The organism is Caballeronia sp. EK (genome assembly GCF_014384845.1).
Lineage (GTDB): Bacteria > Pseudomonadota > Gammaproteobacteria > Burkholderiales > Burkholderiaceae > Caballeronia > Caballeronia jiangsuensis.
Genome location: NZ_JACSUE010000040.1, coordinates 1 through 13,907 on the forward strand (window position 1 = coordinate 1; position 13,907 = coordinate 13,907).

Below are 13,907 nucleotides of genomic sequence, written 5' to 3' on the forward strand. Positions count from 1 at the left end.
TAAGGCATGCCGCCAGCGTTCAATCTGAGCCAGGATCAAACTCTTCAGTTCAAACCTGTTACTGTTTTTCGGTTCCGTTAGAAACCGGTCGCTCACTCAACGTTCTGACGATGATTGTTCATCCAAAGATGAAAAACCTTCCTCTGATACTTCGTGTGAGACTCTTGATACTTTTGCTTGTCGCTCCAGCCTAAAAAGACTGAAACCGCACTCGCTATCAAGCGCCCACACTTATCGGCTGTTAGTTTTTAAAGAGCACATCGCAAGACATTCACTACTTCAACTTCCGTCTTGCGTCGCTGCATCAGCAGCAGAGAAACGAGATTATGAACAACGTTTCGGTTCGTGTCAACAAGATTCGAAGCGTTTTCTCTTCTTGCCAGCCGCGCTCAGAACCTTCTACAACCCACACCGAGCACACCACCGATACCGCCTACTCCCGCTTCCTTCGCGTTCATCGAATCGCGAAGGAACGGAATTTTAGTGAGCGAATGCCTCCTCCGCAAGTGAGACGCGAAAAAATATTTCTGCCCATTTCTGCCCCTCTGAGCGCCCTCGCCTGCCTAGATCGACAGACCTGAACGGCGCACGATAAAAGCGTCGTCCGAGCGACTACAATCAAAGGTTCACCGCACCAATTAACTTTCGTACTTATATGCGCTCGCGAATCGCAAAACGTATTCCCCCGGATGCCGACAAGCTCGTCAGCCTCTCCCTCGCGCTCTTCGCGTCCGGAAGCCGCGTCGAGGACAGGTTCTGGGAAGCCCGCCTTGACACCCTCATCGCCAAACTCGTGCGTAACGGCAATCAGACGACGCTCGACGCCGCGCTCGACCATTTGCAGCAGAACCATCCAGACGCCTATGGAGCGCTCGCCGATATGGCCGAGACGCACAGCGAGTCATTCAAAATCGACATCGAGGGCGCGCCCCACGAAGCATTGCTCATTTCCGCGCCGGTGCTCGCGTGGACGCGCTACGCGATCCCGTCGGGGGCGCTCAAGGGCGACGCCGTCGATGCCCTGCGCACGCAAATGCAGGCGCATGTTCTCGCAGCGGACGCGCGCGTCGCCGTCGCGCCCTATCTCTATAGCATCGACCAGTTGCCGCGACACCACGTGGATACCGCACGCCTCGCGCAACAGTTGTTGCAAACGGTGTTGAGCGGCACCGCCGCGCGCCTGAACCTGTCCGATCTTCCCGAAACCTCGCCGATTCTCGCCGACCCGCGATTCCTGCTGGCTCTGGTCGTCGTGCCGGCCGGCGCGGCGTTCTTCCGCTGGCAGGAAGACGAAAACGGCAGCCGCGTCGAGCGCGGTCAATGCCTCGAGCAGTGGGCCGCTCAGGGCGGGCCGAGCTTCGCCGCCATCTTGCCTGGCTGCGAATTCGAGTGCCTGCTTCCCGATGCCTACTACTCGGCCTGCCGCGACGCCGACGAGCAGGTCCGTCCCCACACCGTGCGCACCGCAGTCCGATATCTGTTCGACACGCTCGGCACCGCGCCTCAGGATTTACGCGCGGTTATCGCAGGCTTCGGCGAACGGCGCATCGACGAATACCGCATCGGCTTCACGCGGCGCGGCAGCAACGACGTGATCTACGGGGTCGTGTGGCCGCTCTACGGACGCGAAAACGGAGAGTCGGGGATGGACGACGACGCGGCCGATCTCGAAGGCGCCGATGGCCCGGTCGAGGAAATCGTCGAGTTGCTCAAAAAAACAGGCGTCTCGGATGTGCGGCGTCACGCGGGACGCTTCGAGCCGGAGTTCTGCGACGACTGCGGCGTGCCGCTCTACGCGGATCCGCTCGGCGAGATCGTTCATGCCGAGATGCCCGAGGACGCAGAACCGGCGCAACCTCATTTCCACTGAAATTCGGCGAAAGCGCCGTTTTCGACCCACGATGACCCCGCCCTCGCGCGGGGTTTTTTGTGTATTTATGCCTATGCCATTCGGCTAGGGGGCCGAATCAGCCTAAATTTGTCAATATAGCCACTGACGCCGATATGCACGCCGGCGTCGAGTCCCGGAGCCGAGGGGCAACGGGTGTATTGACACGAGGTAAAGCATGATAATCAACATTATTGGTTCCGACGCCGAGCGCCGGGCGGGCCTTAAAACATTGCTGCGCCGTGTTGCGCGCCAGGCGCAATTCACCGAGGCGAAGGATTGGAGACAAGCCCGTTCCGCCTTGAAACGCTCCGAACCCGACATGATCGTGATCGACTGGGCGCCCGACATGCGTACCGGCGACCTACAGCTCCTGCTCGACGAGGCGCCCCGCGTGCCCGCAGCCATCATGGTCGACCGCTGCGGCGCCGCGCTCGTCTATGCGCTGATAAGCGTCGGCGCAATGGGCGTGATCCCACGCGCGCTCGACCCGATCCTTATCCTTCGCGCGTTTGAGATGGTGCTCGTCGGCGGCCACTACATTCCGCCCGACGTGGTCGATCCAGAACTGACGCTCGAACTCACCGCCCGCCGCGCTCGGGATATCGCCAAACTGCCGCTCAAAATCCGCCACCATCCGGCTCTGTCGCCCCGACAGCAGCAGATCATGCGCTGCGTCCACATGGGCAGCACGAACAAGATGATCGCGAAGACACTCGGTATCAGCGAAGGCACGGTGAAGATCCACCTTGCAAGTATCTTCCAGCAGCTGGGCGCGACAAATCGCGCCGCCGCGGTCGCGATCTACAACGGCGTGCAGAACTCGCACCTCGAAATTCTGCGCATTGGAAGCGAGAGATCCGCGCGTGTCGTCGCGGGGCAGCCAGGCGCGATTCCGTTGCGCCGTCCACGGACGCGTTATCCGTCGCTTCTCGACAACGACGCGGCTGCGCTTCCCATGGCCGCCGAGCCTGAGTCGACGTTCTAGCAACAAACCAGGCAAACGGGTTCGTCCTTTGCGCACACGTTTTACGCGCAACGAGTAATATGCAAGGCATGGGGTTCTTCTACACACCGCTACCGCTTTGGCTTACCGTCGGCAGCTGGATCGCAGCCGCGGGCGTGCTCGCGCTCGGGCTGCTGCAGCGACCGTTCGCTCGTCTGCAGGATGCGACGCTGCAAAACGTGTGGCTCGGCATCATCGTCGCGGTCTCGGTGCTGTGGGCATGCAACGCATGGTTCGATGACGGACCCGTCATTCATCTGCTGGGCGCGACACTGATGGTCACATTGTTCGACTGGAGGCTCGCGCTGATCGGAACTGCTGCGACTACAGGCCTCGCCGCCGTCGTCCTCGATGCCTCGTGGCTCTCGGTAGCGACCACCTACCTGCTCTTCGGCGCACTGCCCGTCGCGGTTTCGACGCTGTTGCAGCGTTTGAGCAATGCCTGGTTGCCGCGCAACCTCATCACCTTCATCACCGGGCACGGCTTCGTCACTTCGGCTGCGGCGGTGGCGGCGGCATGTGGTGCCACCGTGCTGCTCGAGATGGCGCTCGCTAGCGGCCGGTTCGTCGTACCTCCGGCGTTCACGCGAGGCTCGCTGCTGCTGGGCGTCGGCGAGGCGCTCTTCACCGGTCTGCTTACCATCCTGATCGCCGTGTACAAACCTGCGTGGATCACCACGTATGACGTGCGCCGCTATCGGCTCGATCGCGGTCCGCGCGTCTAAGTCTCGCGAACCTTGCCCGCCTCGTGCAATCCCATGCCTCGGATATCGGATTCCGGGCGATGGGCACGCGTGCAAAGTACGATAAGATTGAACTCCTTCCCCACACGGCGCATCTTACTTGCCCGTGTCTTCTTAGCGCCAGACTTGATGGAAAGTAACTACGCACCGCGCCGGCTCCTGCGGCTCGTCGGCCGGTTGGCGGTATGCGCATCACTCACATGCGCGGTTTCCGCTTTTGCCGATTCGCTCGACGAGCGCAACGAACTGATTCACCACTTCGTCATCGACTTCAAGGCCAACCCGCTCGTCGCGGATTGCGCCGCGCATGGCAACTTCATCGCCAGTACGTCTTCGGCTTTCGATCACGTCGAATTTCCGCCCGACTCGTTCGATGCCTCCCATTCTGCAATCGAGCCGTGGAACGATTCGTTCGACGAGAAGAAACAGCGAATCAAGGTGGACAACGTGGTGACCGTCGAAGGTCAAGGCATGCCGAAGGACGGGGAGCGCGATCCCACTCCGCTCAAGTTCCGCTGCGGTTATGTCGGCAGCCAGATGCTCGCTTTCGGCTGGAACGATCCGGTGCCGGCGTTGCGTCCACGTGCCGAACCGCGCTCGACCCACAGTACGAAGGGCAAACACGGCACGAAAAACAAGGCGACCACCGGCAAGACGAAGAGCACGTCGAAGTCTTCGGCCAAGTCGACGAAGAAGACGACCAAGAAGCACTAGCCGATTTTTTCCCTGCAACGAAGACACGACAAAAAAGGGCGTGGCCACATAAAGCGGCCACGCCCTTCTTACATCAGCGGGTTAGTCGCCGGCGTCAGGCGCCGGAAGACTGCAGATGCCACAGGATGGCCTGCAGCATCGACGCGCCGAGCGCCGCGCTACGCGCGCCACTCCAGCCGACGCTCTCATCCGGCAGATTCGCGTTGTCCTTGAACGGCATCTCCAGCGTGAGCGACAAGCACTTGTACTCGTTGCCGATGTACTTCGACGCGAGCTTCAATGCATCCGTCTGATACTTGCTCGACTCGTAGCCATACACGTCCTGGAAATCCGGGCTCGCCTGCTTGAAGAATTCGACAAACGCCTTCTGTTCCTTCGCCTGCTGCGGAGTGAAGCCCGGCAGCATCTCCGATCCCGCGACGAACACATAGGGAATCGCTTCGTCGCCGTGGATATCGAAGAACAGGTCGCAGCCCGTTTCCGCAATGGCCTCGCGCACGGCGAGCACTTCCGGGCTGCGCTCCGCGCTCGGCTCCATCCATTCGCGGTTCAGGTTCGCGCCCGCCGCGTTGGTGCGCAAGTTGCCGAGCACGCTGCCGTCGGGATTCATGTTCGGCACGATATGGAAGATGGCACGCTCGAAAAGCGAGCGCGCAACCGGATCGCCCGCCCAGTCGCCGAAGCCCGCGAGACGCTTCACGAGCCCTTCGACGAACCATTCCGCCATGGTCTCGCCCGGATGCTGACGCGCGATGATCCAGACTTTCTTCTTCGGCTCGGCGTCGCCGAAGTCCGGGATGCCGAGCGAGAGCACCGACATCGGGCGGCCCTGCACCGAACTGCCGAGTTCGGTCAGCGTCGCGAGCGGCATCTGCTGAACCGCACCGAGAAATTCCGAGTGGCGCTCTTCGCTGTACGGCTCGAAGTACGCGTAATAGATACGATCGAAGTCCGGCGTGTGATCGATCTTCATCACCTTGCCGTCGTATTCCGTCGATACGCGGAACCAGTTCACACGGTCATAACTCGCGACCGCCTCGTAGTCGCGCCAGCCTTCCGGGAACGCGCACTCGGCCGCGTTCTCGAAGGTCATCACGAGACGCTCGCCACGCGCACCGGACACGCGAAAGTAGAACCATTGCGCGAAATCGGCATGCGAGTCGGGACGGATGCGCAGCCGAATGTCCTCGGGATCGTCGGCGTTGAGGACTTCGATCGCGCCCGCGTCGAAATTGCTTGAAATGGAGAGTGTCATCTGCGTTTCCTTGCGTGCTTGCCGCGCGGGTCTCAATCCCCGATGCGGCGACGAAATACGTATGTCGTGTCGTTCGACGCCTTCGGGTCGAACTTGTAGCCTTCGCTGTCGAAGCTCTTGAGCGCTTCCGGCTCGTCGACGCGGTTCTCGACCGCAAAACGCGCCATCAGACCGCGCGCGCGCTTCGCGTGAAAACTGATGATCTTGTAGCGTCCGCCCTTCCAGTCCTCGAAGACCGGCGAGATGACAGGCGCCGCGAGCAGCTTCGGCCTGACCGACTTGAAATATTCCCCCGACGCGCAATTCACCAGCACGCGCGCGCCGCGCTGCTTTTTCAGCTGTTCGTTGAGCGCCGCCGTGATGCGCTCGCCCCAGAACGCGTACAGATCCTTGCCGCGCGCGTTCGGAAATTTCGTGCCCATTTCCAGGCGATACGGCTGCAACAGATCGAGCGGCCGCAGCAGACCGTACAGCCCCGACAACACGCGCACGTGGTTCTGCGCGAAGTCGAGATCGCCCGCGGAGAGCGTCTTCGCGGCGAAGCCTTCGTACACGTCGCCGTTGAACGCGAGCACCGCCTGCTTGGAATTGTGCGCATCGAAAGTCTTCGACCACTCCGCGTAACGCTGGAAATTCAGCGCCGCGAGCTGGTCCGAGATGCCCATCATGCCGCCGATCTGTTGCGGCGAAAGTTCGCGCAGCCCGTCGATCAACTCGGCGGCGTCATCGACGAATTGCGGCAGCGTGTGCTTCTTGATATGAGCAGGCGTCTCGTAGTCGAGCGATTTGGCGGGAGAGAGAACGATTATCATGGAGGCTCGCCGGCACCCCGCCGGCGATCGTTGGCATAAACCCCTGATTGTATCGAATGGACAATTCCGCCGCGCCGCTGCCGTCGCCGACGCGCGTGGTGCTCGATTCGAATGTGTGGATCGACATCCTCGTATTCGACGACGCCGCCACGCGCCCGATTCACGCGGCCCTCGAAGCCCGCACGCTCGAAGCGCTGATCGACGAACGTTGCCTGCGCGAACTCACGCGCGTGCTCGACTATCCGCAGTTCGTGCGCATGGAGGTCGACAAGACCGCCGCGCTCGCGACCGTCGCGCGCCTGTCGACGCTCGTCGCCGCGAGCATCGAAGAAGACGAGCGCCCGCTGCCCAAATGCCGCGATCGCGACGACCAGAAGTTTCTCGAACTCGCGCACGCGTCGGGCGCGCAGTGGCTGGTCTCGAAGGATCGCGCGGTGCTGAAGCTCGCACGCCGCATCGCGCGCGACTTCGCCTTTCGCATCGCCGAACCGAAACCCTTCGTGCTCGAGTTCGAAGCACAGACGGCCATCGGCTGATGCTGTCTTAAAATAGTCGCGAGCCCTATTCAACGTCCACATCATCATGAACGCCACGCACGAATTGCCGCCGACACCGCCCGAGCTTTCCTTCCCGTCGCGTCTGCCCAATGTGGGCACGACCATCTTCACCGTGATGAGCGCGCTCGCGACGCAAAAGGGCGCGGTGAATCTCGGTCAGGGTTTCCCCGATTTCGACTGCGATCCGCGCATCGTCGATGCGGTCGCCGGCGCAATGCGCGACGGCCACAATCAATATCCGCCGATGGCGGGCGCCGCGCCCTTGCGCCACGCGATCGCGCGCAAGATCGACGCGCTCTACGGCCGCACCTACGACCCGGATACGGAGATCACGGTGACCGCCGGCGCCACGCAGGCGCTCCTCACGGCCATACTCTGCTGCGTGCATCCGGGCGATGAAGTCATCGTCATCGAGCCGATGTACGACAGCTACGTGCCGTCGATCGAGCTCGCGGGCGGCAAGCCGGTGTTCGTGTCGCTCGAAGCGCCCGATTACGCGCTGCCCTTCGACAAGATCGCCGCCGCGATCACGCCGAAGACGCGGCTGCTGATGATCAACACGCCGCACAATCCGACCGGCCGCGTATGGCGCGCCGACGACATGAAAAAGCTCGAGGAGATCGTGCGCGACACCAACGTGCTGATCGTCTCCGACGAAGTCTACGAGCACATGGTCTACGACGGCGCGCCGCATGAAAGCGTCTCGCGCTATCCGGAACTGGCCAAACGCAGCTTCGTCGTGTCGAGCTTCGGCAAGACCTTTCACGTGACAGGCTGGAAAGTGGGCTACGTCGCCGCGCCGTCTGCGCTCACCGCCGAATTCCGCAAGGTGCACCAGTTCAACGTGTTCACGGTGAATACGCCGATGCAGATCGGTCTCGCGCACTATCTTGAAGATCCGAAGCCGTATCTGGAACTGCCCGCGTTCTATCAGAAGAAGCGCGACTTCTTCCGCGCGGGACTGTCGAACACGCGCTTCTCGCTGCTCCCTTGCGACGGCACATACTTCCAGTGCGTCGATTATTCGAAGATCAGCGACATGCCCGAAGCCGAATTCGCGCAGTGGCTCACGAGCGAGATCGGCGTGGCCGCGATTCCCGTGTCGGCGTTCTATCACGAGAGCCATGAATCGGGCGTCGTGCGCTTTTGCTTCGCGAAAAAGGAAGAAACGCTCGCGCTCGCGCTCGAACGTCTCGCCCGACTCTGAGCGACGGCGCGCCCGCCCAACCGCATCGAACCCGACGCCACGCGCGTTCCCATCTCCGAGGAGCAGAACCGCATCATGAGCCAGCACGACTACAGGATCGAGACGCTCGGTATCGTCGGCAGCGGCGCGATGGGGCGCGGCATCGCGCAGATCGCGGCGCTCGGCGGACTGAACGTGCATGTCTACGACACCAATCCGAAAGCGCTCGCCGCCGCGCGCGCGTATCTGTCGGAGACGTTCGCGAAGCTCACCGCAAAGGGCAAGCTCAAGGAAGCCGACGCGCACGCCGCGCTCGCGCGCATCCGCGATGCGGGCGACGCGAGCGAACTGGCCGATTGCGATGCCATCGTCGAGGCGATCGTCGAGAATCTCGACATCAAGCGCGAGCTGTTCCGCGAACTCGAAGCGGTGGTCGGCGAGCATTGCATTCTCGCGTCGAATACCTCGTCGCTGTCGATCACCGCGATCGCCGCCGGCTGCGCGCATCCGGAGCGCGTCGCGGGCTTTCACTTCTTCAATCCCGTGCCGCTGATGCGTGTCGTGGAAGTGATCGACGGCCTGCGCGGCGACCCGCGCGCCGGCGACGCACTGATGGACCTCGCGCGCCGCATGGGCCACACGCCGGTGCGCGCGAAGGATATGCCGGGCTTCATCGTCAATCACGCCGGGCGCGGCATGAACACCGAAGGCCTGCGCGTGGCGAGCGAAGGCGTCGCGAGCTTCGCGGATATCGACCGCATCATGCGCGAGCAGGCGGGCTTTCGCCTCGGGCCGTTCGAACTGCTCGATCTCACCGCGCTCGATGTCTCGCATCCGGTGATGGAATCGATCTATCACCAGTTCTATGAAGAGCCGCGCTTCAAGCCGTCGCCGATCACCGGCACGCGGCTCGCGGGCGGACTCATCGGGCGCAAGGCGGGCGAGGGATTTTATCGATATGTCGATGGCAAGCAGGACGTGCCGCCGGAACCCGCCGCGCCCACGCAACTGCCGACGCACGTCTGGATCAGCCGCGCGTCGCACGCCGGTCGCGAGGAGGTGCTGAAGCTGATCGCCAAATGCGATTGCTCCGTGCACATCGACGCGGGCCACACGCCCGAGCCGGAATCGCTCATCATCGTGACGCCGCTCGGCCTCGATGCGACGACCGCCGCCGTCAACGAACATCTCGACGCCACGCGCGTCGTCGCCGTCGATACGCTCTTCCCGCTCGACACCGTCGCGCGCCGCACGATCATGACGACGCCCGCGACCTCGCCCGCCATGCGCGACGCCGCGCACGCCCTCTTCTCCTTCGACGGCGTGCCCGTCACCGTGATCCGCGATTCGACCGGCTTCGTCGCGCAGCGCGTGGTGGCGACGATCGTGAACATCGGCTGCGATATCGCGCAGCAAGGCATCGCGACGCCCGGGGACATCGACCTCGCGGTGACGCTCGGCCTCGGCTATCCGCGCGGCCCGCTCGCGCTCGGCGACGCCATCGGCGCGACGACCATCCTGACCATCCTGCGCAACATCCACGCCGTACTCGGCGACCCGCGCTACCGGCCGGCGCCCTGGCTCACGCGGCGGGCGCAGCTCGGACTTTCGCTTACCCATATCGAGGAGCTCAGATGAGCGCCGAATTACTGACAGACCGTCCCGCGGGCAGCGACACCACGCTCGTGCTCAAGTTGTCCAATCCCGGAGCGCGTAACGCGCTGCATCCGGACATGTACGCTGCCGGCATCGAGGCGCTGAACACGGCGGAGCGCGACAACACCGTGCGCGCGATCGTGCTGACCGGCGCCGACAATTTCTTCTGCGCGGGCGGCAATCTGAATCGTCTGCTTGAGAACCGTGCGCTGGATCCGTCGGTGCAAGGCGCGAGCATCGACTTGCTGGCGGAATGGATCAGCGCGCTGCGCGCATCGACGAAACCGGTGATCGCGGCCGTCGAAGGCGCGGCCGCGGGCGCGGGCTTTTCGCTTGCGCTCGCGTGCGATCTGATCGTCGCCGCCGATGACGCCAGGTTCGTCATGTCATATGCGCGCGTCGGCCTTACGCCCGACGGCGGCGCATCGTGGTTCCTGTCGCGCGCGCTGCCGCGTACGCTCGCAAGCGAAGTGCTGCTCGAAGCGAAGCCGATCGGCGCGGCGCGTCTGCACGAAGTCGGCGTCGTGAACCGGCTGACGAAGAAAGGCATCGCGCTCGATGCGGCCATCGCGTGGGCCGACGATCTCGGCAGCGTGTCGCCGAAAGCGATGGCGCGCATCAAGTCGCTGATCAGCGCCGCCGACGTGCAGCCGCTCGCCGCGCATCTCGACATGGAACGCGACAGCTTCGTCGATGCGCTCCATCACGGCGACGCGCTCGAAGGCATCACCGCGTTCCTCGAAAAACGTCAGCCGAATTATCGTTAAGCTCATGGCTCAGTACGAATTGCCGAAGCGCCGCCGCATCTTTCTGATGCGTCATGGCGACGTCACCTATTTCGACGACAGCGGCCGCGCGATCGATCCCGAAAGCGTCCCGCTCAACGAACAGGGACGCGAGGAAGCGAGTGCGGCGGGCCGCGAGTTCGCCGCGCAAAAGATTCGCTTCGATCGCGTGATCGTGAGCGGATTGCCGCGCACGGTGGAAACGGCGCGTCGCGTGCTCGCGGAAACGGGTCAATCGATCGAGCCGGAAATCTGGCCCGAGTGGCAGGAAATTCGCGGCGGCAAGCTCAAGGACCTCACGACATCGGACATCGAGCGCGCGTTTCTTTCGGTGTTCGATGGCGTCGTGCCGGAAGAAACACAATTTCTCGGCGGCGAGACGATCGGCCAGTTGCTCGATCGCGCGCTGCCCGCGGTTGCGCGCCTGCGCGAGGATCGCTCGTGGGACACGGTGCTGCTCGTGCTGCACGGCGGCGTCAATCGCGCGCTGCTCTCGCATGCGATCACAGCCGGCGGGCGCGCGTTCTTCGGGCATCTGTCGCAGGCGACGGGCTGCATCAACGCACTCGACGTCGGCGACAAATCGAGCGACTGGATCGTGCACGCGATCAATCATTCGCCGCCCTCGCCGCTGCACGCCGACGTGCGCAACACGACGATGGAACTGCTCTATGCGCAGTTCGTACGCTATAAGGCCATCGACATGAAGTGATGGCGACGCAAAAACGGAGGAGACGATGCAGGACGAAGAAAAGAACAAGCACTCCGATTTTTCCGCGTTCGAAGGAACGCGCCCGGTGCAGGACAAACAGCGCTTCGACATCGACGCCCTCTCGACGTGGCTCGCAGCGAATGTCGATGGCTTCGGCGGCCCGTTGACCGTCGAGCAGTTCGCGGGCGGTCAGTCGAACCCGACGTTCAAGCTTGTCACGCCCGCGCAAAGCTATGTGATGCGCGCGAAGCCCGGACCCGTGGCGAAGCTTTTGCCGTCCGCGCATGCCATCGAGCGCGAGTATCGCGTGATGGACGCGCTCGCTGCGACCGACGTCCCCGTCGCGCGCATGCTCGCGTTGTGCGAGGACGAAAGCGTGATCGGCCGTGCGTTCTATGTGATGGAGTTCGTGCAGGGCCGGGTGCTGTGGGATCAGTCGCTGCCCGGCATGACGCCCGCCGAACGCGCCGCGATCTACGACGAAACGAATCGCGTGATCGCCGCGCTCCATACGGTCGATATCGAGGCCGCCGGACTGTCGGGCTACGGCAAGCCGGGCAACTACTTCGAGCGGCAGATCGGGCGCTGGAGCAAGCAGTATGTCGCGTCTGAGACCGAGAAGATCGATGCGATGGATCGCCTGATCGAATGGCTGCCGCAGCACATTCCGCAGACGCAAGGCGCGCGCGTGAGTGTCGTGCACGGCGACTATCGGCTCGACAATCTGATCTTCCATCCGGACGAGCCGCGCGTGCTGGCCGTGCTCGACTGGGAACTCTCGACGCTCGGCGATCCGCTCGCCGATTTCGCGTATCACTGCATGGCGTGGCATGTCGATCCGTCGCAGTTTCGCGGCATCGCCGGGCTCGACTGGGCCGCGCTCGGCATCCCCGATGAAGCCGCCTACGTGAAGCGCTATTGCGAGCGCACGGGCTTCACGATCGAAGGCGACTGGAACTTCTATCTCGCCTACAACATGTTCCGCATCGCCGCGATCCTGCAAGGCATCATGAAGCGCGTCGTCGATGGCACGGCCGCGAGCGCGCAAGCCGTCGACGCGGGCAAGCGCGCGCGGCCGATGGCCGAACTCGCGTGGCAGTACGCACAGAAAGTCGGCCGATAAAAGCGAGGGAGACAAGCCATGAACTTCGACTACACGCCCAAGGTGCAAGCGTTGCGCGAAAAGCTGCTCGCGTTCTTCGATGCGCACATCTATCCCAACGAACGCGCTTACGCCGACGAAATCGCGGCCAATCGCGCGGCGGGCAATGCGTGGATTCCGACGCGACTGATCGAAGGCCTGAAGGAAAAGGCGCGCGCCGAAGGACTCTGGAATCTCTTTCTGCCTGCATCGGAACGTGGCGCGGGCCTGACGAATCTCGAATACGCGCCGCTCTGCGAAATCATGGGCCGTGTGCCGTGGGCGCCGGAAGTGTTCAACTGCGGCGCGCCCGACACGGGCAACATGGAGACCATCGAACGCTACGGCACCGATGCGCATAAGGCGCAATGGCTCGAACCGTTGTTGCGCGGCGAAATCCGCTCGGCGTTTCTGATGACCGAGCCGGAAGTCGCGTCGTCGGATGCGACCAACATTCGTTGCAGCATCGTGCGCGACGGTGACAGCTATGTCATCGACGGCCACAAGTGGTGGTCATCGGGCGCGGGCGATCCGCGCTGCAAGGTGTATATCGTGATGGGCAAGACCGACACGCAAGCGCCGAAACACGCGCAACAGTCGATGATTCTCGTGCCCGCCGATGCGAGCGGCATCACGGTGCATCGGCCGCTGAGCGTCTTCGGTTACGACGATGCCCCGCACGGCCACATGGACGTCACGCTCGACCACGTGCGTGTGCCCGCGACGAACATGCTTCTGGGCGAAGGACGCGGCTTCGAGATCGCGCAGGGCCGCCTCGGGCCGGGGCGCATTCATCATTGCATGCGCCTGATCGGACTCGCGGAACGCGCGCTGGAACTGATGACGACGCGCACGCTCGGACGCGTCGCGTTCGGCAAGCCGATCGCGCATCATGGCGTGACGCAGGAGCGTATCGCCGAGGCGCGCATCATGATCGAGCAGGCGCGGCTACTGACGCTCAAGGCCGCGTACATGATGGACACCGTCGGCAACAAGGGCGCGCGCGGCGAGATCGCGATGATCAAGGTCGTCGCGCCGAACGTCGCGTGTCAGGTGATCGACTGGGCGATCCAGGCGCACGGCGCAGGCGGCGTCAGCGATGACTTTCCGCTGGCGTATGCGTATGCGTCGGCGCGTACGTTGCGGCTCGCTGACGGGCCCGACGAAGTGCATCGCAATGCTATCGCGAAGCTGGAGTTTGGTAAGTTTGCGGATGTTTGAGGGCTCGACGGATGCGTCGCGATGGCGGCTTGCGCGTGGGGTATGGGGGTTTCGGGCGAACGCTTGGATTTCGCCGCCGGATCCCGGTTTCGTGTCGGTCTATTAGCACTGCCCCTGTGCGGGGCGGCAGTCACTTTCTTTGCTGCTGCAAAGAAAGCAACTGTATTGAGAGTCAAGCGGTGGGGAGTAAAGAATCAAGGTTTTGGGGGATTCCAGGCTGTGCCATCGCGC

General features: G+C 63.1%; 13 protein-coding genes. 11 read left to right on the top strand and 2 right to left on the bottom strand.

The window, feature by feature from the left end; all coding sequences use genetic code 11:
• The first annotated feature begins 655 nt into the window (after positions 1-655).
• From IAG25_RS40245 to IAG25_RS40260, 4 genes are all read left to right on the top strand, one after another.
• Positions 656-1,870, top strand: a complete 1,215-nt coding sequence (locus IAG25_RS40245; protein ID WP_187609789.1) for a DUF2863 family protein — start codon at positions 656-658, stop codon at positions 1,868-1,870.
• A 196-nt stretch (positions 1,871-2,066) separates the two neighbouring features.
• Entirely contained in the window at positions 2,067-2,876 is an 810-nt protein-coding gene (locus IAG25_RS40250; protein WP_187609790.1) for a response regulator transcription factor, read from the top strand.
• A gap of 68 nt (positions 2,877-2,944) precedes the next feature.
• Positions 2,945-3,619, top strand: a complete 675-nt coding sequence (locus IAG25_RS40255) for an energy-coupling factor ABC transporter permease (protein ID WP_029672580.1) — start codon at positions 2,945-2,947, stop codon at positions 3,617-3,619.
• A gap of 147 nt (positions 3,620-3,766) precedes the next feature.
• A complete protein-coding gene (locus IAG25_RS40260; RefSeq protein WP_187609791.1) occupies positions 3,767-4,351 on the top strand; it encodes a BspC domain-containing protein in 585 nt (194 codons plus the stop codon).
• Positions 4,352-4,445: 94 nt separating this feature from the next.
• Here IAG25_RS40260 and IAG25_RS40265 read toward each other — a convergent pair whose 3' ends face one another.
• Both IAG25_RS40265 and yaaA read right to left on the bottom strand, forming a co-directional pair.
• Entirely contained in the window at positions 4,446-5,606 is a 1,161-nt protein-coding gene (locus IAG25_RS40265; protein WP_187609792.1) for a M14 family metallopeptidase, read from the bottom strand.
• A 32-nt stretch (positions 5,607-5,638) separates the two neighbouring features.
• Positions 5,639-6,418, bottom strand: coding sequence for a peroxide stress protein YaaA (gene yaaA / locus IAG25_RS40270; protein ID WP_187609793.1), 780 nt, complete (start codon positions 6,416-6,418; stop codon positions 5,639-5,641).
• Between the two features lie 56 nt (positions 6,419-6,474).
• Between yaaA and IAG25_RS40275 the strand changes: the two genes are divergently transcribed.
• The 7 genes from IAG25_RS40275 to IAG25_RS40305 all read left to right on the top strand — a co-directional run bounded on the left by IAG25_RS40275 (position 6,475) and on the right by IAG25_RS40305 (position 13,676).
• The gene (locus IAG25_RS40275; RefSeq protein WP_187609794.1) at positions 6,475-6,954 is read left to right on the top strand and encodes a putative toxin-antitoxin system toxin component, PIN family; all 480 of its coding nucleotides are present in this window, start codon (positions 6,475-6,477) and stop codon (positions 6,952-6,954) included.
• A 46-nt stretch (positions 6,955-7,000) separates the two neighbouring features.
• Entirely contained in the window at positions 7,001-8,182 is a 1,182-nt protein-coding gene (locus IAG25_RS40280) for a pyridoxal phosphate-dependent aminotransferase (RefSeq protein ID WP_187609795.1), read from the top strand.
• Positions 8,183-8,257: 75 nt separating this feature from the next.
• Positions 8,258-9,799, top strand: a complete 1,542-nt coding sequence (locus tag IAG25_RS40285; RefSeq protein WP_187609796.1) for a 3-hydroxyacyl-CoA dehydrogenase — start codon at positions 8,258-8,260, stop codon at positions 9,797-9,799.
• On the top strand, positions 9,796-10,584 hold the full coding sequence (locus IAG25_RS40290; RefSeq protein WP_187609797.1) for an oxepin-CoA hydrolase, alternative type: 789 nt from the start codon (positions 9,796-9,798) through the stop codon (positions 10,582-10,584). Before IAG25_RS40285 ends, IAG25_RS40290 begins: the two co-directional genes overlap by 4 nt.
• A gap of 4 nt (positions 10,585-10,588) precedes the next feature.
• Positions 10,589-11,314 (top strand): histidine phosphatase family protein, encoded by a 726-nt coding sequence (locus IAG25_RS40295; RefSeq protein WP_187609798.1) that lies wholly within the window; start codon positions 10,589-10,591, stop codon positions 11,312-11,314.
• A gap of 25 nt (positions 11,315-11,339) precedes the next feature.
• On the top strand, positions 11,340-12,437 hold the full coding sequence (locus IAG25_RS40300; protein ID WP_187609799.1) for a phosphotransferase: 1,098 nt from the start codon (positions 11,340-11,342) through the stop codon (positions 12,435-12,437).
• A gap of 18 nt (positions 12,438-12,455) precedes the next feature.
• Complete coding sequence (locus tag IAG25_RS40305; RefSeq protein ID WP_187609800.1) at positions 12,456-13,676, top strand: acyl-CoA dehydrogenase family protein; 1,221 nt, start codon at positions 12,456-12,458, stop codon at positions 13,674-13,676.
• Positions 13,677-13,907: the final 231 nt, after the last annotated feature.

Bases quoted from the DNA above. Each gene is read 5' to 3' on its own strand.
- IAG25_RS40245 (WP_187609789.1), top strand. From the start codon at position 656: ATGCGCTCGCGAATCGCAAAACGTATTCCCCCGGATGCCGACAAGCTC.
- IAG25_RS40250 (WP_187609790.1), top strand. From the start codon at position 2,067: ATGATAATCAACATTATTGGTTCCGACGCCGAGCGCCGGGCGGGCCTT.
- IAG25_RS40255 (WP_029672580.1), top strand. From the start codon at position 2,945: ATGGGGTTCTTCTACACACCGCTACCGCTTTGGCTTACCGTCGGCAGC.
- IAG25_RS40260 (WP_187609791.1), top strand. From the start codon at position 3,767: ATGGAAAGTAACTACGCACCGCGCCGGCTCCTGCGGCTCGTCGGCCGG.
- IAG25_RS40265 (WP_187609792.1), bottom strand. From the start codon at position 5,606: ATGACACTCTCCATTTCAAGCAATTTCGACGCGGGCGCGATCGAAGTC.
- yaaA (WP_187609793.1), bottom strand. From the start codon at position 6,418: ATGATAATCGTTCTCTCTCCCGCCAAATCGCTCGACTACGAGACGCCT.
- IAG25_RS40275 (WP_187609794.1), top strand. From the start codon at position 6,475: ATGGACAATTCCGCCGCGCCGCTGCCGTCGCCGACGCGCGTGGTGCTC.
- IAG25_RS40280 (WP_187609795.1), top strand. From the start codon at position 7,001: ATGAACGCCACGCACGAATTGCCGCCGACACCGCCCGAGCTTTCCTTC.
- IAG25_RS40285 (WP_187609796.1), top strand. From the start codon at position 8,258: ATGAGCCAGCACGACTACAGGATCGAGACGCTCGGTATCGTCGGCAGC.
- IAG25_RS40290 (WP_187609797.1), top strand. From the start codon at position 9,796: ATGAGCGCCGAATTACTGACAGACCGTCCCGCGGGCAGCGACACCACG.
- IAG25_RS40295 (WP_187609798.1), top strand. From the start codon at position 10,589: ATGGCTCAGTACGAATTGCCGAAGCGCCGCCGCATCTTTCTGATGCGT.
- IAG25_RS40300 (WP_187609799.1), top strand. From the start codon at position 11,340: ATGCAGGACGAAGAAAAGAACAAGCACTCCGATTTTTCCGCGTTCGAA.
- IAG25_RS40305 (WP_187609800.1), top strand. From the start codon at position 12,456: ATGAACTTCGACTACACGCCCAAGGTGCAAGCGTTGCGCGAAAAGCTG.